Genomic DNA, 18,431 nt, shown 5'->3' with positions numbered 1-18,431 from the left:
CAAGGTATAAGTGGACGTAAATGAAATACAAAATGATGGCTAGACAAACGGGTATGACCTTGATTGAAATTCTGGTCGTACTTGCAATTCTTGGGCTTCTGGCGGGCTTGGTGGGTCCTAACCTGTTGAATCGACTGGATAGTGCAAAAAGCAAAACTGCACACGTTCAAATCAAGGATCTTGAGCAGGGGCTTGAAATGTTCAAGCTTGATGTGGGGCGCTTTCCTACAACGGAAGAGGGACTGGAGGCGCTTCAAAGCCAACCATCAAACGCGGCGGGCTGGAATGGACCCTACCTGAAGGGAACGGTTCCTGTAGACCCATGGGGACGTGGTTACCTTTATAAAAGTCCGGGTGAGCACGCAGATGTGGATATCCTCAGCTATGGAGAAGATGGCAAGCCGGGTGGTGAAGGTGACAGCGCCGACATCCATAACTGGAAGTAGCAGGCAGCGCTCTCAGGCAGGTTTTACGCTACTTGAGCTGCTTGTTGTGTTTTCCATGATAGGCTTGGTCATAGGCGCTGCTGTGCCTGCTACTGCAAGATTGTATGACTCAAGTCTGTATCGCAGCGCAGTGAGAGATTCGCTGGTGGCGCTGACGTCTGCTCGTTATCGAGCCGTTGCACATGGAACAGTGCAGGATGTCCTGATCGATGTTCAGGGGCTTACGCTGGAGTCAGGGCGCGATAAGGTTGAATATCCTGACAAAGTGGCCCTGGAAGTGCTCAGTGCACGGGAAATGAATGTGCTGTATCCAGGTAAAGCCGTTATTCGTTTTTATCCAGACGGCACCTCATCAGGAGGAACCGTGAGTATCCGTAATCAGCGTGGGACAGGTGTGGATCTCAAGGTTGACTGGTTACTTGGCCGGGTCGTCCAGGAAAAATATGCGCTCTAGTGTTGCAAGAAGGCAAGTGTCGGGGTTCACGCTCCTCGAAATGTTGGTATCCATCGTGCTGCTGGCCATGTCCCTGGGGGCCTTGTACCACGCAGTGGGTGGTGCGATGCGAGCGGTCGGTACGGATGAAAAATATGTCTATGCAGTAGAGCTTGCGCGATCTCTTGTTGCTCTTAACACGCTGGTTGAGCCGGACAGTACTCAACAGGGTGAAACGGAAGGCGGCTTCATATGGGAAGTGCGGGCGCAGAGTATCCAGACTGAAAGCAATAAGGCATTGCCAGCAAAGCAACTGCAGGATCTGCGCGTTCAGGTTCAGTGGAGCGATACCGGTAAAAAGCGCTCTATCGTGCTGGAGTCGGTTGTGGCAGGTCGATTGGATGGATAGGCGCTCAAACTATCGCGGCTTTACAATTATCGAGATGCTGGTATCGCTGGTCATCTTTTCAATGATCATGTTGGCCACACTTACGGCCATGCGTACGTTTGGTGAGTCGCAATCTCGAATTGAACAGCATACAGACCGCCTCGACGAGATGAGGCAGGCTACCAGCCTGTTGCGCAGCTTGGTGGGCAAAGCCATCCCGGTAACGGCCTTTGTTGAAGAAAAAGGGATCTATAACACTTTTTTCTACGGCAATGAGGAGCAGTTGGTCTGGATAGCTCCGCTGGTAACGGGGGCCGGAAGCGGTGGAGTGTACTTCTTCCGTCTTGCCTTGCAGGATGAAGTACTTGGTCTCCAGATGGTGGCTTTTCGCTCAGCGAGCGAGCCACCGCAATGGGATGGCATCGAAGTCTATCCGCTGTTGCGCAGTGTCGAGTCGATCAATATTTCCTATTTGGCTGACCTCGAACCCGCCACGGAGTGGCAATCGGAGTGGGCAATGGGGTATTTCAGTCCCAAACTTGTACGCTTGAACCTGAAGGTAAGGGGCAAGTATTGGCCCGAAACTGTTATCAGGCTGGATAACGGGATGTTGAGGCAATGACCAGACAGGGCAGGCTTGGCATGCCGAATCAGCAAGCGGGCGTTGCACTCGTGATGCTGCTTTGGTTCATAGCAGCGATGTCACTCCTTGTCACCGGACTTATGGGGGAGGCCAAGCTGGATATTCGCCTCTCGCAACTTTATCTTCGCCAGGCGCAAGCCGAGGCGTTGGGTGATGGAGCTGCGCAACGGGCAATGCAGGCGATGTTGGAGATGCGCCGCAGTGGTGAGCCTGTGCCTTCTGTATTTGAGTGGGGAGATGAACAGGCTCAAGTTCAACTGATCGCAAATGTCCGTGGTGCATCCGGTTATGTGGATTTGAACTGGGCAACCGAGCCATTGCTTGTTGAGCTATTCGTTGAGCTGGGTGAGCTGGAGTCACAAGCAGCTGCAGTGTTGGCCAGTACAATTATTAAGTGGCGTGGACAAAAATCTGAGCAGGAGGTGGCTGATCCTGATCTTCGTTACGGTCGATTTGAGGCTCCAGAAGACCTGTTGCTGGTTAAAGGAGTGAGTCGCTCTTTATTTGATAAAGTCTTGCCTGCGCTGGCGGTAAATAGTGGTTGGCATCCCGAAGTGAATATAATGAGCGCCCCTCCTGAGGTATTACGTATTCTGGCTGGCGGTGATGAATCACTGATGGATCATTGGCAACAGGCACAGCGTGAACCGGGGGCGGGGGCGGTGCAGCCCTCAGTAAAGCCGGAATTGGTGGGCTCATCAAATGAACCAATCTATCGCATAGAGGTTCTGATCAAGTTTGCAGATGGGCTGGTTTTCCGGCGCGTGCGATGGGCTGAATATGGTCAGAAAGGGCTTGATCAGCTACCATGGCGGTTTTTCAGAACTGAGCCCATAGTGCGTGTGAGTCAACCGGGAACTCCAGCTAATTAAGGATGGATATGTCAGACGCTAAAAACCCGTGGAGCTTTCTCGGATATGACCTGCGTCAGGTGGTTTCCCCTGTATCCTGGAAGCTGGCGTGGGAGGAGCTCTTTTTTGAAAAGAACCGCTTCTTCCATCCTTATATCTGTGAAGTAGTCAAACTGGTTACCGTTGATGGTAAGGAAATGTTCATCCGGCAGGACGATCCCGTAACTGCTGCCCGGAGCAAAGCAACAGCACTTCTTCTTCCGCCGGAACAATACTTGATCAGGGAACTGGTCATCCCTGCAGTGGCTGAAGCCAATCTATACGATATTGTCAGCCTGGATGTGTTGTCCAACAGCCCCTTCCCGGCTGATGAAACCCGTTATGGGTGGCGTATCACTAAACGCGGAGAAGGCCAGGTAGAATTGGTACTTGCAATAACATCCACCCAGCTTGTTCACCATGCATTTTTCCAGAGTAACTTGAAAGGGGTGCCTGCCGAGTATGAGATATGGTGTGCTCATGGTACTGGATACATCGAGATTTCAGGGTATCTGGAGCACCAGCGCATAAGGCGGCAAAAGAAAAAAATAGCCTGGCTCCTGGGGAAATCTGCTGCAATAACTCTATTGCTGATGCTGTGCTCAATGTTGCCGGCAGGCTTTAAACTGCTTGAAATGCAAGCCGTGCGCAGCCAGTTTCTTGCTGTAAATGAAGAGGCAGAGGAGTCAGTCAGGCTGCGTGAACAGTTGGTGGCCAATAATAATTTGATAAACAATATCAAAACATTGCCAGCGAGCAGTCTTGACCCATTGCAGCAGTTAGAGCACCTGACAAGAAGCCTTCCTGATGATGTTTTCCTGAAACTTGTAGAAATGACTCCGGTAACCATAAGAATTACCGGGCAAGCGGATCGTGCTGCTGAACTCATGCAGGATTTGAATGCAGATGAGGCATATGAGCGTGTCACGGCACCAGCGGCCATAAGTATCAACAGGGCATCAGGCAAAGAACAGTTTACGCTTGATATCAGGTTGCCTCAGAGAGGTGGCGCATGATTCGGATGTTTGCGGGGTCCAGGGCTGCTCGACTGCTGGCTGGGATAATTCTGTTAATAGTTGTTTTGTTGTTGATAGTTGCCTTCAACATGTATGACCGTTATCAGCGCTACCAGGCTGAGATTGAAAGCATGCAACCGCGTATCGCTCAGTTGCAAGGGCTCTTGATGGCGCATGAAAATATTAAGGCTTCAGCAGAGGAGGCAGGGCTGGAGCTGTCCGAATATACCTATCCAGCCGGTCAGGACGAGGCTGCCCTAAACTCTGATTTGCAGAAAACGGCAAGATCAATATTTGCTGATGCGGGTATGCATGTAACGGGAAGTCAGATCTTGTCATCGAAGCCTACTGAAACACTAACACAGCTGATGCTTGATCTAAACGTAAGTGGTAGCTTCGAGTCCTTTGAAGCGGCCCTGCAAGGGCTGAAAAATGTGCGTCCACGTATTTTGGTCGACCACCTCCGAATAGAGCCTGTGCCACGGCTTCGTGGCGAAAAGACTCAGGTACTGACAGTCAATGCAAGACTGTTTGTGTACAAGGAGGGAGGATGATGATGGCTCGAGTAGGTTACTTGAACCTGGCACTGGCGGCACTGTTGGTGATATGCGCGATTCAACTGGCTTATGGCTCAATCAGGCTTAATACGATTGCGCCCCCGGAGCCAAGAGAGTTTTCATCCTCTGCATTTGAAGTGGTCAGAGTCAAGGAGCAGGGCAGCACACCAATCGTATTGAACGAGCTCATGGAAAGACCTCTTTTTTGGAGTGAGCGCCGTCCATATGAGCCTCCGGTTGTTGTCGAACCCGAAAAACAGCCCGAAAAACAGCCTGATCCCGGTGAAAAGGTTTTCAAGGATACACAGTTGCTTGGCATCTATGCTGGCGGGCAGCACCCCGGCGTCATTCTGTTGCACAAAGACAAAAGAATAAGGCTAAACCAACAAGACACCCTTGAGGGGTGGACGCTTGACACATTGAATGAACGTTCAGCTGAGTTTGTGAGTGCCAGTGAGCGTTACCGCATGGAAATTCAGTACCCGAAAGTGAATTTCAGTCAGCAACCCAATAACTGAATAAGCGTGAAAAATATGCAAGCAGCGCATAAAAAAAGATTCACTGTATGCCCGAATGTCAAGGCAAGGGCCGACGGGATATCAGCCCCGAACATGATGCGCCGGGCAGGTTTTGTATTGCTGCTTTCCATTATGGCAGCAGGTTGTGCGACAACAAAAAGCCCCACGCGTACGGCGCTCGATCAGGCATCTGACCAGGTGCGAGAAAACCAGGATGCCTTCGCACTGGTCCAGAATCTGCGCAATCAGGAATCGGCCACAGAAAACAAGAGTGAAGATCAGTCAGATCAGCTGAGAGAGCCTGTTGTTTTCAAGGGAACTGACAGGCTTCATAAAGCCCCGGCTGAGCGTGAACCTATCAAACTGTATGGTGAAGCGGTGTCAATCAATTTTGAACGTGCACCGTTATCAGATGTTGTTCATGCCATTTTGGGTGACATCCTTGAATTGGACTACGTTATTGAGCACCCCATTGAGGGTGAAGTAACCTTCCGTACCCGAACACCGGTGCCACAGGATCAGTTGCTGCAAATCCTTGAGTCGCTGCTGCAAGCCAACAATGCAGTAATGGTGCGTGATGCAGATGACCGCCTGTTTGTCAGCGCATCGGGTCGTGTTACCCAGATGCTGCCGAGTGTGGGAAACCCTAACAGTAAAGGGGCTGGCTACAGTATCAATGTAATTCCTCTGCAATACATTTCAGCCAATGCCATGGCGGATATACTGCGACCTCTGGCGCCTGAAGAAGCCTTTGTCCGTGTTGATAACGCCCGAAACCTCTTAATGATGGCCGGCACGCGCAACCAGGTGGATGGCTGGATGGATATGGTCTCCACCTTCGACATTGATATGCTGGCGGGGATGTCAGTCGGGATTTTCCCGCTTGAAAACAGCAATGTAACCGATATTGAGATTGCGCTTTCAGAGTTGTTGGGTGGGTCGTCATCAGTGCCCTCAGGCAATGCGTCAGGTTCAGATGACAAGGGGGGAGCATTAACGAGTGCAGCAACCGGGCTTGGTGCTGTGGTAAAGGTGATTCCCATTGAGCGTCTGAACAGCCTGCTGGTTGTCACTCCTCGGGTTAAATACCTCGAAACAGTACGTACCTGGATTACGCGCCTCGATAGAGCGCCTGATGCAGCAACCGAACGCAAACTCTATGTCTACCCGATACAGAACGCATCAGCAGGGCACTTGGCGGATCTGCTTAGCCGCGTTTACGGTGGCGATGGATTCAGCTCTACGTCGTCGACGCAGGGCGGTAACGGTGGAGTAGCACCCGGGCTGACACAGGAACGTGTATCAGGGTCGAATACCACGACCACTCAGGGAGGCGGTTCATCCAGTTCGGCCGGAAAAAGCCAGGCGCCAACCAGTATTGAACTGGGCAATATGAGTGTAGTGGCCGACGAGCAAAACAACGCGCTGTTGATTTATGCCAATGGCAAAGAGTACAAGAAAGTTGAGTCAGCACTTAAGAAGCTGGACGTGATTCCGGCTCAGGTACTGATCGAGGCCAGTATTCTTGAGGTTACGCTGACGGATGATCTTGAATACGGAGTGGAATGGGTATTCAAGGATAACTTGGGCAGTGGCAACTCCGGTTTGGGGCAGCTTGCGGTTTCGGACAATCCACTGAAAGCCATTGCGCCTGGCTTCTCTTATGCTATTTCCAACTCAGCCGGCAACATCAAGGCGGTATTGAACGCACTGGCACAGGAATCTTTGCTGAATGTGATTTCAACGCCATCGGTTATGGTGTTGGACAATCATACGGCCAGTATCCAGGTGGGTGATCAACAGCCGATCCGCTCGGGGGAGTCGGTCAACAGTGATGGCAATGTGCTGTCCACACGTGTTGAGTACAAGGACACAGGGGTGAAATTGTCAGTGACACCCTCAGTCAATGCAGGCGGGCTGGTAACGATGGATGTTGAGCAGTCAGTAACCGATGTGGGGTCTGCTGATACTGTAACCGGCCAACGTACTTTTAACGAGCGTAATATTACAAGCCGAGTGGCAGTGCGTTCCGGCGAGTCGGTTGTGCTGGGTGGTCTTATTCGTGAAAACAAGTCTCTGGCAGAGACCGGTGTTCCGGGGTTGCATAAGATTCCGTTTTTGGGCGGTTTTTTCGGAAAAACAGCTAACACCGGTAAACGAACCGAGCTGCTGATTGTGCTTACTCCGCGGGTGTTGGCTAACGAACAGGATACACGAGATATCAGCCGTGAAATGAGATTGCGCCTGCGAGGTATGGACTTGTTAAGCGAGCCGCCGCAAGACCATTTGAGTCGTTCACAGTCTGAATAAATCCGTTGCAGGGATATCTATGCTCGCTTTTTTGCTTAGGCCTTGGCGCCTGATCTTGACCAATACAGGCCTGATCAGGGCCTCGGTCAGTCACACTATTGTGTCACGCTACCGTGGTTCTTGGATTGGGCTTTTATGGCCTTTCATGCTGCCGCTGCTGATGATTGGTGTCTTCAGCTTCGTCTTTATATATGTGATGCCTCTGAAATGGATATCGACCGCTGATTCGGAGATCAGTTTTCCACTGTTTCTGTTCTCGGGCATGATTGTGTTCACGCTCTTTGCTGAAGTCATTAACCAGTCACCACAGTTGGTGATGATGAACACAAACCTGGTCAAGAAGGTCGTATTTCCGCTGGAGATGCTCAATGTGTCCAACACACTGACAGCACTCGTGTTCTTTCTGGCAAATCTGTTGGTACTGCTGGTGTTTGTGTGGTTCCAGACGGGCTCAGTCAGTCTGCGTATACTGCTGTATCTGCCCTTTGTACTTCCATTCGCACTCTTTTTGATCGGCGCGTCTTGGTTTATTTCATCGCTGTCGGTGTACATAAGAGACTTGGTGCATGTTGTGGGTGTTGTGGTTTCGGCATTGATGTTCCTTTCACCCGTGTTTTACCCACTCGATTCGGCTGCCGAGATCGTGCGGTCGATACAGTTTCTGAACCCCATCGCCATCTTGATTGAGTCGTTGCGGGCCTTTCTGTTTGATACAAGCTATAACCTGCTGAAAGCGTTTGTGTTGATGAACCTGTATGGCCTCGTGGTGTTTTACCTGGGTTTTTACTGGTTTCAGCGGCTGAAAGGAGGTTTTGCCGATGTGCTCTGATGCCGTACTCAAGGTTGATAATGTCTGTAAGCATTACCGTGCCTGGGAAAGCCCTCATGAGCGCCTGAAGGAGTTGCTTTTTGGGGTTGATGCCGCCAGTCAGGTTGAGGTGATTAAAAATATCAGTCTTGAACTGGGCAGAGGGCAAATACTGGGGGTTATAGGGCCGAATGGGGCAGGTAAGTCCACGCTTTTGCAGATGATAGCCGGCACCTTGAGACCCAGTTCAGGCACGATCGAAATTGATGGTCGCCTGACGGCGTTGCTTGAGCTGGGTGCTGGTGTTGATCCTGAGCTCACGGGTATCGAAAACATCTACCTGATGTCGAGCACCTATGGCATACCGCGGCCACAGATTAAAGACAGCATAGACGATATCATTCGATTCTCGGGGCTTGGCAACTACATAGAAAAACCCGTGAAAACATACTCGTCGGGTATGTTTGTTCGACTGGCATTCTCGGTATCAACTGCACTCAAACCCGATGTGTTAATTGTGGATGAAGCGCTTTCGGTCGGTGATGTGGGTTTTCAGGCAAAATGCCTGGAGCGGCTTGAGGAGTTGATCGCATCTGGAACCAGTATTCTGTTGGCATCGCACGATATGCAACTGATACGGAATTACTGCACCTCAGCCATATGCCTGCATCAAGGCGAAATCATTTCCAGAGGTGAGCCGGAGGTCGTGACTGAGCGTTACTTGCACCTTATGCGACAGGATCGTGAAAATGCACAGGAAACGCTCAGCTGGACAGCGGATGAAGAAGCCAAGGCCCGTTTTGCCTCCAAAGAGGGTGAAATCCTTTCGGTTGAAGTCCTGGGGCACGAAGCTGAAAGAAGCTTTGCGACCGGAGATACCATCCGCGTCAAGATCGTATGCAAGCTGCATGAGCTAAAACTCACTCCAGCCATCATCCTGATATTGCGAGACGCGCGGGGCTATAATATTTATGGCTTAAAGGCGCGTACAGAGTTTTTACGACAAACGCAGGATGGTTGTGTGAGCGCCGAGTTTGAAATACCCCTGCACCTTGCCGAAGGCTCATACTCGTTCACCGTTCGGCTGGAAAACACCAAGACGGATACAATTAATTACTTGCTGGACAAGCATGTGGGTATCTGTGGTTTTACCGTAAGCGACTCGCACAAATGTTTTTTGGGTGGTGTTAACTTGCATGGCAGGATTGTCCACGATGTCTGAGCTTCTTCTTATAGGTGGCTCCGGTGGGTCGGGTACCCGTGCCGTGGTCAGATTTCTTCAGCAGCTGGGCTGTTATGCAGGCAGTGAGCTGAACGAATCACTTGATTCCATGCCTGTCGCCCGTTTGCTTGACATCTGGGTAGACCGTTGGCTTGGTCGCAAGGCTGATCAAGTTTCCGAGTTGGTGGCTGAGTTCAGTGAAGCCTATGCGCAAGCCTTGGGCGATCATCTTGTCGGCTGCAACAGCGCAATATGCGTGGTGAAAAATCCGCGCGCAATGCTGCTGCTTGATTTGCTGTATGCAGTAAGACCGGATATCAAGTTCCTGCACCTTGTACGCAATGGGGCATCCATGGCGTTTTCGTCAAACCAGCGTCAGTTTGAGCTGCATGGCCATTTTTGGCCTCAGTTGGCCGGCTCGCGTGAGCAGGCAGTGCTGGAGTTTTGGGCAGCAACCAATATGGCGGCAAGCGATATTGGGCGCCAGCACCCAGGACAATATGCCTGGCTGCAGTACGAGGCGTTTTGTACTTCGCCACTGTCCCAGGTCCGGCAAGTATGTGAGCAGCTGCGGCTGGATTTGGACTGGAGCAGGGCAGATGAGTCGCTCGTGAGCGCTTCAGGTCGGGAGCAGCAGCAACATGACGCTATGAACAGGCTGGAGCTTGAGTCAGTCAGGCCTGCACTGCAAAGGTATGGCTATCCATGTTGACCTTTATGTGTATTGGGGCGCAAAAGTCGGGTACCACCTGGTTGTATGAGCAGCTGAATCGTATTGAACAGGTCGGTTTTCCCGGTGGTAAGGAAGTGCATTACTGGAATGCGCGTCATGTTTCTGAGCCATTGAAATGGTACCAGTCACTGTTTTCAACCGATGCAACCCGCATAGAAGGCGATATGACACCAGCTTACGCAATGCTGTGTGACGCGACGGTTAAACAGATACAACAGCTGTATCCGAATTTGAAGATTATTTTTATACTGCGTAACCCGATCGAGCGTGCATGGTCATCGGCATTGATGGCCCTGAAGAGGGCAGAGCTTGAAATTGATGAGGTGAGCGATCAGTGGTTCATCGATCATTTCAACTCGCGGGGATCACGCGCGCGCGGCGCGTACGAAAGTACGTTACGCCGCTGGCGCGGCATATTTGGCGAAGAGGCGGTTAAAACGATTTTCTACCAGGATATACAGCGTCATCCGTACCTTGTCTTGCAGGATGTCTGTGATTTTTTGCAGTTGGACCTGCCCGCTAAGGCCGAGTCGCAAGTGCAGGAGCGAGTGTTCGCGGGGCCAGGCTATCCGCTGCGTGAAAGTTTAAAGCCAGTATTGTGGGCGCTGTACCGCGAGCCTGTTCAGTCTCTGCAGCTATATCTGCAAAAAGATCTGAGTGACTGGCTGTCAGGCTATGGCCCAAGTTCTGTATAGGTCATTGAACTTAAATGATGTTCCTGGCTCTAACTTGGACAGGCAGCACGTGCCTGTTTCAGGCAGTCGGCTGTAACGAAAAAGTCATGTTTTATGCCTAAAGTGGAAGGAGTTAAAAACGTGTTGAGTCATCGTTTGGGTGAAAAAGCGCCAAAGCACGTTGACACTGAAAATCAGTTTTGTCAGCATGCGGCCATGGTGGTCAAGGCCCCGCTCCAGTGGTTGTCAATGCTGATGCTGGCGCTTGTCGTCAGTGGCTGTGCAAGCTTGAAGCTGCCAACTGCGGAAAATCGTTTGGCTGAGCGTGCAGAGCAGCGTTGGCACGCACTGATAGCCGGTGATTTTGACCAGGCATATGAATACGAAACACCGGGTTACCGCGCGGTGTATTCGAAAAAGGCCTTTCAGAACCGCTTTGGTCGCCATGTACGTTGGGTGAATGCCAGCACGCAAAGCGTAGAAATACAGGGTGATATTGCCGAAGTTCGTGTGATGATTGGTTACCGGTCATTAACAACAGATGGCCAGCCGATTGATGGTGTTCAGCCGATTCAAGAGCGCTGGCAACTCGTTGATGGCAAGTGGTGGTACAGTAAGAGTCTGTGAACCGCCACAACCGTGTGGAGTTCGATCCGGCAAGCTGGATGAGACAGGGTATATAAAACGAATCTGCTCTTGTCTTGTGTAAAAAGCCGGTGTTATTATGGGATTGCGTACTGGCACTTGATTGCAGGTCAGGTGTTGAGCAATATTTAGCAAGATCGATTCCGTCATAGATGATTAAAGGAATTTTGCAATGAAGAAAACGATCAATAAAACGGCATTCGTGTCCAAGCCTGTTGCTGCCGCTGTCGGTCTGGCAATGGGTGCGCTGGTGGCCGCTAATGCACAGGCAGTGAGCATCAGCAACGACGGTATTGGTGAAGTGCTGTTGTTCCCCTACTACACCGTGAATAACGGCTACAACACTAACATCAACATCACTAACACCACAGCTGATACAGTTGCTTTCAAGATTCGCTTCCGTGAATCCGAGAACAGCCGTGATGCTCGTGACTTTAACGTAGTGCTGTCTCCGTACGATGTGTGGAACGCTTCCATCGTTAAAACCGCTCAGGGCGGCGCGCGCGTTCAGACTTTTGACACCAGCTGTACTGTTGGTAAGCTGACTCCTAGCGCTGAGTTCAATGTGCCGGGTGTTGACTTCACCAATGCTGACTTTGTAGATGGCAATGCCGATACAGGTCGTACCGGTCTGGAGCGTACCACCGAAGGTCACATCGAAGTGATCTCAATGGGTCGCATCATCGGCGGTACTCAGACTCAGGTTGATGACTCCATCGCTTACTATGCCAAGCATGTAAACGGCACTCCGCGTGACTGTGATGTGGTTCGTGATCTGATGATCAACGATATCACCACTGCTCGTGATCAGTTCGTGGCTCCGATCAACGCGCTGAAAGGTTCTGTAACCTTCCAGAACGTAAACAGCGGTAAGCAGATTACCTCTGAGCCGACAGTGCTGGCTGATTTCTACAACCCGGCTTCTTCTACTGATAACCTGGTAGTTCTGCCGTCAACTCAGGCACCTGGCCTGCACGATGTTGTTCCTGCAGAAGCTTACTGGCTGAGCGAAGTTACTGGCTCTACCGCTATGGCAACTTTTGACGCCACCAGCAGCAGCCAGAACGTTGATGCAGTATCCGCACTGCTGATGCGTAAGAGCATTGTTAACCAGTACTCTGTTAACCCGTTTAACGAAGCCAAAACTGACTGGGTTGTTACCTTCCCGACCAAGCATTACTACGTAGACGAGCGTAACCCGCTGGCAAACGTAGTGGATCCTGTTAGCTACTATCCTGCTTACAGCCACCAGGTAGGTGACGACGCAGCTGTTGCTCCGTTCAACAAAACCTTCCAGCAGTCTACTGACGGCAGTGTTGCTGCTTGTGCTGAAGTAGGTGTTGACTTCACTTACTTCAACCGCGAAGAAGCTGAAGCTTCAGTTGATAACCCGGGCTTCTCTCCGGCTTCCGTAGCAGACTCTCAGAGCCTGTGTAAGGAAACTCAGATTGTAACCTTCGATAACAGCAACCTGTTCGGTGCTCACGGCGCTGTAGGTGTGAACGTTGCGGCTGATGGCTTCCAGAGCGGTTGGATGAACATGATCTTCAACGACTCTCGTACGCTGACTGATGGCAACATCACTCTGGATGGTTACCCTGTAACTGGCTTCAGTGCAACTACTCTGGAGAACGGTGTAGGTTCTGAAGGCATCCTGAACTACGGCTTCTCCGCTAACCACGGTTACACCCGTGACGAGTCGCTGTAATAATTGAACTAACTAAGTTAGTTTGAGACTAAAAAGGGGCTTCGGCCCCTTTTTTAGTGGCCGTATTATCGATGCAAACTGATCAAGGAGTAATATGAATACAAAGCTTAAACTGGCCTGTTTGCCTTTGCTGTTGGGCGTGTCTTTGCCTGTATTCGCAGATCTGGTGATTGGGAAGTCGGCTCCACTCAATAATGAGGATGTGAAACAGGAGCTGGCGTCACTGCCTGAAAATGACGTTAATCGCCTGATGGACCAGCCTCTTTTGTTGGGCAACTTTATAGACCAGCTGGATATGCGACGGGCAGTGGCAATTGCGGCGGAAAAAGAGGGTCTTGCAAGTGATCCCAAGGTTGCAAATGCTGTTCGCATTGCCTATGAGAATGCGCTGGTTGCGCTTCTGCGTGAGAAATTGAGAGCAGATCTCGAAATACCTGATTTTACACCGTTGGCACGAGAACAGTATCGGGCGGAAAAAGACCGATTCACGAAGCCGGAGCAGGTGCAGGCGCGCCATATTCTGCTTACATTCAAGGATGAAGCTGAAAAGCAGGAGAAAATGGCGCTGCTTGAGTCCATTCGTGAACGAATAGCGAGCGGCGAGACTGAGTTTGATAAGCTGGCTGTTGAGTACTCCGAAGACAACGGCTCCGTTGCCAAAGGAGGCGATTTAGGGACCTTTGCTCGTGGCCGAATGGTCAAGCCGTTTGAAGATGCGGTTTTTGCACTCAATGAACCAGGTGAATTGAGCGGGATAGTCGAAACACGTTTTGGCCTGCACCTGATTCAGTTGGATAAACGGCTACCTGCGCGCCAATTGGAATTTGATGAAGTTAAGGATCAATTAATTCAGTCGATTCGCAACAACTATATCCAGACCTCGATTCAGGAAAGTGAACGTGATATCATGGACAACTACACGTCAGGGATGGACATGCAGGAATTGATTGAATTTTACAACCTGCAACCTGCCAAAACCCGCTAGAATAGGCGGTAGTTCCAGTACTCGCGTTTTCTTCATATTCAAGAGGGGGCGACCCCTCTTATTTTTGTCCTTTACACGCCTCGTGTATACTCTTCCCAACGTTTTCGGCCTCAGGTATTGACCCGTGCAAACCCCCAGGGCGCTATTCATTCTTGGCATGCATCGTAGCGGTACATCAGCACTGTCCGGTGCGATCGCATCTGCTGGCGTGTATTTTGGTGATGATCTGCTTGAGGCAGAAGCAGGGGTCAACGATAAAGGCTTTTGGGAGCACCGTGAGTTGGTGCGACTGAATGAAGCGCTGCTGGCTCATGCTGAGCTGAAGTGGTTCACACCTGTAGCAGCGGATGCCTTGTCTGCTGTGTGTGAAGCGCCTGAGCTGGCCGGTCCATTGTTTGATCAGGCTCGGTCTTTTGCCAGGAAACTGCTCAGCGGCCGGTCTTTGGTTGCAATCAAGGACCCGCGGCTTTGCCTGTTGGCACCGTTTTGGCAAAAAGTGTTTGCGCTCGAAGGAGCTGATTGCTGTGCCATTCACTTGTTGCGCCATCCGGCAGAAGTCCAGGCATCTTTGCTGCGACGTGATGGCATCAAGCCTGATCATGCCAATGCCCTTTGGCTTGAGCATGCAGTCTGTGCCCAACTGTTCTGTACAACGCTGCCTGCTGCCATGAGTGCCGTGGGAAGTTATGATCAATTGATGCGGTCGCCCGGTACCACCACAGAGCATTTCTTACGGGCCTGTGGGTTGAGCGTCTCACCAGAGCCAACGCAGATAAAAGAGTGGATTCAATCGGATCTAAGGCATCATAAAGCGGGCTCACAACAGCTGGCAGGTATTCTGGGCGAGCGTACGGAAGCCCTGTTCAATGCCATCATGGGTAGCAAGGCCCCTGAGCTGTATCAGCCTGACCGTTGGAGTCCCTGCGAAGAAACAATATCGCTGTTGCGTCAACTCGCCGAACAATACGAAGATTACAATCGTACGGTGATGGAGTTGCAGTCAAGCCGCGCCCAGCTGGATCAACTGGGCGAAGCGCATGAGCAGGCGCTTGCCATTTTGGCAAACCGAGATACCCAAATTGCCGATCTGTGGCAGCAGCATGAAGCGTTGGGCCAGTTGCATACTCATGCGCAAAATGTCGTTGAGCAGCGTGATCAAGCGCTTGAAGCATTGGTCCAGCGCTGTACATCGCTTGATGCCGAAGTGGCACAACTGAATATAGTACGCCAACGGTTGGAAGAGCTGGAATCGCGCCTGCCTGTTCGTATTTATAAGAAACTGTTTTTGCGGAAAAAAAGTTAATGAGCGATTTGAAAACCTCCTACCGGGCCGTCGATGTCATCATCCCGGTCTACGCCGGTTTTAATGAGACCTGTGCTGCCATTGTAACGGCTGCCAAAAGCATAGATCATCGCTGGGCCCGTCTTGTGGTTATCAATGATTGCTCGCCCGAACCTGAGATTACCCAATGGTTACGTGATCAACATCAGGCGCTCGGGTTTGAGCTGCATGAGAACAGCAGCAACCTTGGGTTTGTCGGAACAGTCAACAAGGGTATGCAACTCCACCCAGAGGCCGATGTGCTGTTATTGAACAGCGATGTGGAAGTAGCAAATGACTGGTTAGAGCGGCTGCAGCAAACCGCTTATAGCCACGCCCAAGTCGCGTCGGTGACTGCAACGGCCAATAACGCAACCGTGTGTAGTTTTCCGGTTTTCTGCGAGGATAATGAGTTGCCAACAGGGCTTTCTCTGGAGGTGATTGATCAGGCATTCAAGGATTCGGTCCCGGCAACGACGAGTGTAGAGCTCCCGACAGGTGTTGGGTGCTGCATGTATATGCGGCGTGACGCAATCGAATTGCTGGGCCTTTTCGATGAGGAAGCCTACGGCCGTGGCTATGGGGAAGAAAACGACTGGTGCCAAAAAGCCATTGCCGCTGGGTGGACGAATCTGCATGCCCTGAATGTGTTTGTCTATCACAAAGGCGCTGTCAGTTTCGCAGAAGAATCGAATCCTCGGAAAGACGCAAATCTACTGACGCTATTAAAGCGATACCCTGCATATAATGCCGATGTTCAGCGATTTATCGCGGAAGATCCAGCAAGGGAATGGCGGTTATTGGCGTACGTTAAGGTACTTGCAGCAATTCGGAAGCCAAAGGTGCTCTTGATTGCTCATGGCATGGGAGGCGGTGTTTACACTCATCTGCGCGAACTGATTGCAGAGCAACAAGAGCTTGTATACCTACTGCTTGAACCCATCACCGGCGGCACAGTACGGTTGCACCTCAAGCCGTTTGCAAAAGGCCTGTACATTGATTTTGAAATAGAGGCAGACTATCCCCAATTACTGCAATTACTGTCTGCAGCAGGTGTTGGTCACGCCCATTTTCATCATACACTGGGCCTGCCGACGCGCGTGTGGGGGGTGGCGCGTGATTTATCGGTCTCCATGGACTACACGCTGCATGACTACACGATCGTCAACGGAAATCCCGCCTTGCTCGGCAAAGACGGTATTTTTGTAGGAGATCACGCTGAGCGTGACAGGCTTTGTGCAGAACATATCCCTTTACCCACAGGGGTTACGGCAAAGCAATGGCGTGAAAATCAGTTGTTTCTGCTTGATCGGGCACGCTACCTTATTTGCCCAAGTGGTGATATGCACCGACGATTGTCCAGCCTGGATGAGTTCAGTCACCTGAAAAGCTGGGTGATTGCGCCGCATATGGATAACCACCGCCTCGATAACAACCTGCAGCCACCCGAACGCGGTACAGGACCTCTAAAGGTTTTGGTGTTGGGAGCACTCAGTCCTGAAAAGGGAGCTGATGTGTTGGAAACGGTTGCAACTGAAATACAAGATCAACGTGTTCAGTTTCATTTGCTTGGCTATGCCTACCGTGTTTTGAATGAGCGTGTGATCACACATGGTGCTTATGCAGAGTCAGATGCAATACAGCTGATTAAAGAGATTTCTCCACATGTTGTGTGGTTTCCTGCGCTGTGTGCCGAGACGTACAGCTATACATTAAGTCTCGCACTGGAGGCAGGACTCCCTGTTGTGGCATCGGATATAGGTGCATTCCCGGAGCGGCTGGCGGGCCGTGCAGGTAGCCATCTATTCAAACAATATACGGATAGTAACGCGTGGGTAGAGTTTTGGAATTCGGTAGCGTCTGACTATTCCAGGCTCCTCTCTGAAACAGTGGATAGATCAAGGGCAGTATCCGTAGACACGGCGTTTTATCATCAGGCATATACCGACGGGCTTGCGTTTGGGACGGTAACTGCATCGGTCACTGTTGATTTGATCCGAGCGCAAATGGAGCGGGCTTTGTTGGTTGACCGGAGCTGTGGGCGACGGCGCTGGATATTCGACAAACTGCTTTCATTGCTCAGTACCCGCTGGGGCTCCAGGGTTGGGAGGTTGATACCGGTGAGATTACAACGGCGAATCAAGCGTCTACTGGTACGTGGCGCGATACACGAATGAGTGCTGATAAACCCCGTGTTGCTGTTCTTATGGCCGTGTGTAACGGGCTACCCTGGATTGAAGAGCAAGTTGAGAGCATCCTTGCGCAGAGAGGGGTTCAGCTGGACCTGTATATAAGTGTTGATGAGTCTGCCGATAATACAGAATCTTTCTGCACCGAGTTAGAATCGAAAGAGTCACGTGTACGTGTATTGCAGGGATCAGGACCTGGCAGTGCATGTGGCAATTTTGTTCGACTGATGAGAGAAGTCAGTACGCATAGCTATGAGTACATAGCCTTGGCTGATCAGGATGACATTTGGCAAGATGATAAGCTTGAACGAGGTATTAGCTGCCTTGAAAATATGGCAGCGGATGCATATTCGTCCAGTTTTATAGCCTTCTGGGGCACCACGGGGCAACAACGTTTTATAGACAAGAGTGCTCCGCAGAGAGAGTACGACTATCTGTTCGAATCGCCGGGACCTGGTTGTAGTTTCATCCTGAAGCCCCATTTGGTTGAGCATTTTTGCTCTCATTTTAGAGATACCAGTCTGGCAGATATTCAGCGTGTAACATTTCATGACTGGTTAATTTATGCCTTTGCCCGCTACCATGGCTATAGCTGGTTTATTGATCAAGAAAGCCGGCTTTTATACAGGCAACACGAAAACAATGTGCTGGGTGTGAACAGTGGAGTCAAGGCACTGATCAAACGATTACGGAATATGCTGTCAGGAGCATGGTTAGAGCAGGCTTTACTGATTGCTGATCTTATTGGAATGAGAGAGCACCCCTTTGTCGTTCCTTGGCGTCGAATTGGTCCGCGTGGAGTTATATTCCTTATCAGAAATTCAGGAAAAATTCGCCGCCGACTGTTTGATCGGATGTGCTTGGTACTCATTTTACCTTTTATGATGCTGAGTATTTTTCGTAATAACCATAAATATTCGAATCAATAAATGTGCAGTATGCATG

19 protein-coding genes are annotated in these 18,431 nt (G+C 50.8%); all 19 read left to right on the top strand.

Annotated elements, in window-relative coordinates; all coding sequences use genetic code 11:
- Positions 1 to 20 precede the first annotated feature (20 nt).
- The 19 genes from gspG to BLV48_RS01925 all read left to right on the top strand — a co-directional run bounded on the left by gspG (position 21) and on the right by BLV48_RS01925 (position 18,415).
- Positions 21 to 446 carry a type II secretion system major pseudopilin GspG gene (gspG, locus tag BLV48_RS02015; RefSeq protein ID WP_217632928.1) on the top strand — a complete coding sequence of 142 codons (426 nt, stop codon included), beginning with the start codon at positions 21 to 23 and terminating at the stop codon, positions 444 to 446.
- Positions 385 to 900, top strand: coding sequence for a prepilin-type N-terminal cleavage/methylation domain-containing protein (locus tag BLV48_RS02010; RefSeq protein ID WP_175527547.1), 516 nt, complete (start codon positions 385 to 387; stop codon positions 898 to 900). The genes gspG and BLV48_RS02010 overlap by 62 nt, the downstream gene beginning before the upstream one ends.
- Positions 890 to 1,288 (top strand): type IV pilus modification PilV family protein, encoded by a 399-nt coding sequence (locus BLV48_RS02005; RefSeq protein WP_091822290.1) that lies wholly within the window; start codon positions 890 to 892, stop codon positions 1,286 to 1,288. Before BLV48_RS02010 ends, BLV48_RS02005 begins: the two co-directional genes overlap by 11 nt.
- Positions 1,281 to 1,889: a PulJ/GspJ family protein gene (locus BLV48_RS02000; RefSeq protein WP_091822287.1), complete on the top strand. Its 609-nt coding sequence runs from the start codon at positions 1,281 to 1,283 to the stop codon at positions 1,887 to 1,889. Before BLV48_RS02005 ends, BLV48_RS02000 begins: the two co-directional genes overlap by 8 nt.
- A complete protein-coding gene (locus tag BLV48_RS01995) occupies positions 1,886 to 2,782 on the top strand; it encodes a type II secretion system minor pseudopilin (protein WP_091822284.1) in 897 nt (298 codons plus the stop codon). Before BLV48_RS02000 ends, BLV48_RS01995 begins: the two co-directional genes overlap by 4 nt.
- 8 nt (positions 2,783 to 2,790) lie before the next feature.
- On the top strand, positions 2,791 to 3,816 hold the full coding sequence (locus BLV48_RS01990; RefSeq protein ID WP_091822281.1) for a PilN domain-containing protein: 1,026 nt from the start codon (positions 2,791 to 2,793) through the stop codon (positions 3,814 to 3,816).
- Positions 3,813 to 4,370: a type II secretion system protein GspM gene (gspM, locus tag BLV48_RS01985; RefSeq protein ID WP_091822278.1), complete on the top strand. Its 558-nt coding sequence runs from the start codon at positions 3,813 to 3,815 to the stop codon at positions 4,368 to 4,370. The genes BLV48_RS01990 and gspM overlap by 4 nt, the downstream gene beginning before the upstream one ends.
- Positions 4,367 to 4,891, top strand: coding sequence for a hypothetical protein (locus BLV48_RS01980; RefSeq protein WP_091822275.1), 525 nt, complete (start codon positions 4,367 to 4,369; stop codon positions 4,889 to 4,891). Before gspM ends, BLV48_RS01980 begins: the two co-directional genes overlap by 4 nt.
- 93 nt (positions 4,892 to 4,984) lie before the next feature.
- Complete coding sequence (gene gspD / locus BLV48_RS01975) at positions 4,985 to 7,201, top strand: type II secretion system secretin GspD (protein WP_175527546.1); 2,217 nt, start codon at positions 4,985 to 4,987, stop codon at positions 7,199 to 7,201.
- Between the two features lie 19 nt (positions 7,202 to 7,220).
- On the top strand, positions 7,221 to 8,030 hold the full coding sequence (locus tag BLV48_RS01970; protein WP_091822270.1) for an ABC transporter permease: 810 nt from the start codon (positions 7,221 to 7,223) through the stop codon (positions 8,028 to 8,030).
- Positions 8,020 to 9,231 carry an ABC transporter ATP-binding protein gene (locus BLV48_RS01965; RefSeq protein ID WP_091822267.1) on the top strand — a complete coding sequence of 404 codons (1,212 nt, stop codon included), beginning with the start codon at positions 8,020 to 8,022 and terminating at the stop codon, positions 9,229 to 9,231. The genes BLV48_RS01970 and BLV48_RS01965 overlap by 11 nt, the downstream gene beginning before the upstream one ends.
- Positions 9,224 to 9,943, top strand: coding sequence for a sulfotransferase family protein (locus BLV48_RS01960; protein WP_175527545.1), 720 nt, complete (start codon positions 9,224 to 9,226; stop codon positions 9,941 to 9,943). The genes BLV48_RS01965 and BLV48_RS01960 overlap by 8 nt, the downstream gene beginning before the upstream one ends.
- Positions 9,937 to 10,659 (top strand): sulfotransferase family protein, encoded by a 723-nt coding sequence (locus tag BLV48_RS01955; protein WP_091822262.1) that lies wholly within the window; start codon positions 9,937 to 9,939, stop codon positions 10,657 to 10,659. Before BLV48_RS01960 ends, BLV48_RS01955 begins: the two co-directional genes overlap by 7 nt.
- A gap of 120 nt (positions 10,660 to 10,779) precedes the next feature.
- Positions 10,780 to 11,265, top strand: a complete 486-nt coding sequence (locus BLV48_RS01950) for a DUF4864 domain-containing protein (protein WP_091822259.1) — start codon at positions 10,780 to 10,782, stop codon at positions 11,263 to 11,265.
- A gap of 190 nt (positions 11,266 to 11,455) precedes the next feature.
- On the top strand, positions 11,456 to 12,991 hold the full coding sequence (locus BLV48_RS01945; protein WP_091822256.1) for a hypothetical protein: 1,536 nt from the start codon (positions 11,456 to 11,458) through the stop codon (positions 12,989 to 12,991).
- A 94-nt stretch (positions 12,992 to 13,085) separates the two neighbouring features.
- On the top strand, positions 13,086 to 13,976 hold the full coding sequence (locus BLV48_RS01940; protein WP_091822254.1) for a peptidylprolyl isomerase: 891 nt from the start codon (positions 13,086 to 13,088) through the stop codon (positions 13,974 to 13,976).
- A gap of 124 nt (positions 13,977 to 14,100) precedes the next feature.
- Positions 14,101 to 15,279 carry a sulfotransferase gene (locus BLV48_RS01935; RefSeq protein WP_139253867.1) on the top strand — a complete coding sequence of 393 codons (1,179 nt, stop codon included), beginning with the start codon at positions 14,101 to 14,103 and terminating at the stop codon, positions 15,277 to 15,279.
- Complete coding sequence (locus BLV48_RS01930) at positions 15,279 to 17,474, top strand: glycosyltransferase (protein WP_091822248.1); 2,196 nt, start codon at positions 15,279 to 15,281, stop codon at positions 17,472 to 17,474. Before BLV48_RS01935 ends, BLV48_RS01930 begins: the two co-directional genes overlap by 1 nt.
- Complete coding sequence (locus BLV48_RS01925; protein ID WP_091822246.1) at positions 17,471 to 18,415, top strand: glycosyltransferase; 945 nt, start codon at positions 17,471 to 17,473, stop codon at positions 18,413 to 18,415. The genes BLV48_RS01930 and BLV48_RS01925 overlap by 4 nt, the downstream gene beginning before the upstream one ends.
- Positions 18,416 to 18,431: the final 16 nt, after the last annotated feature.

Source organism: Marinobacterium iners DSM 11526 (genome assembly GCF_900107855.1).
Taxonomy (GTDB): Bacteria; Pseudomonadota; Gammaproteobacteria; order Pseudomonadales; family Balneatricaceae; genus Marinobacterium; species Marinobacterium iners.
The sequence above is the reverse complement of the archived record's forward strand: the minus strand, read 5'-3'. Positions and strand labels throughout refer to the sequence as shown.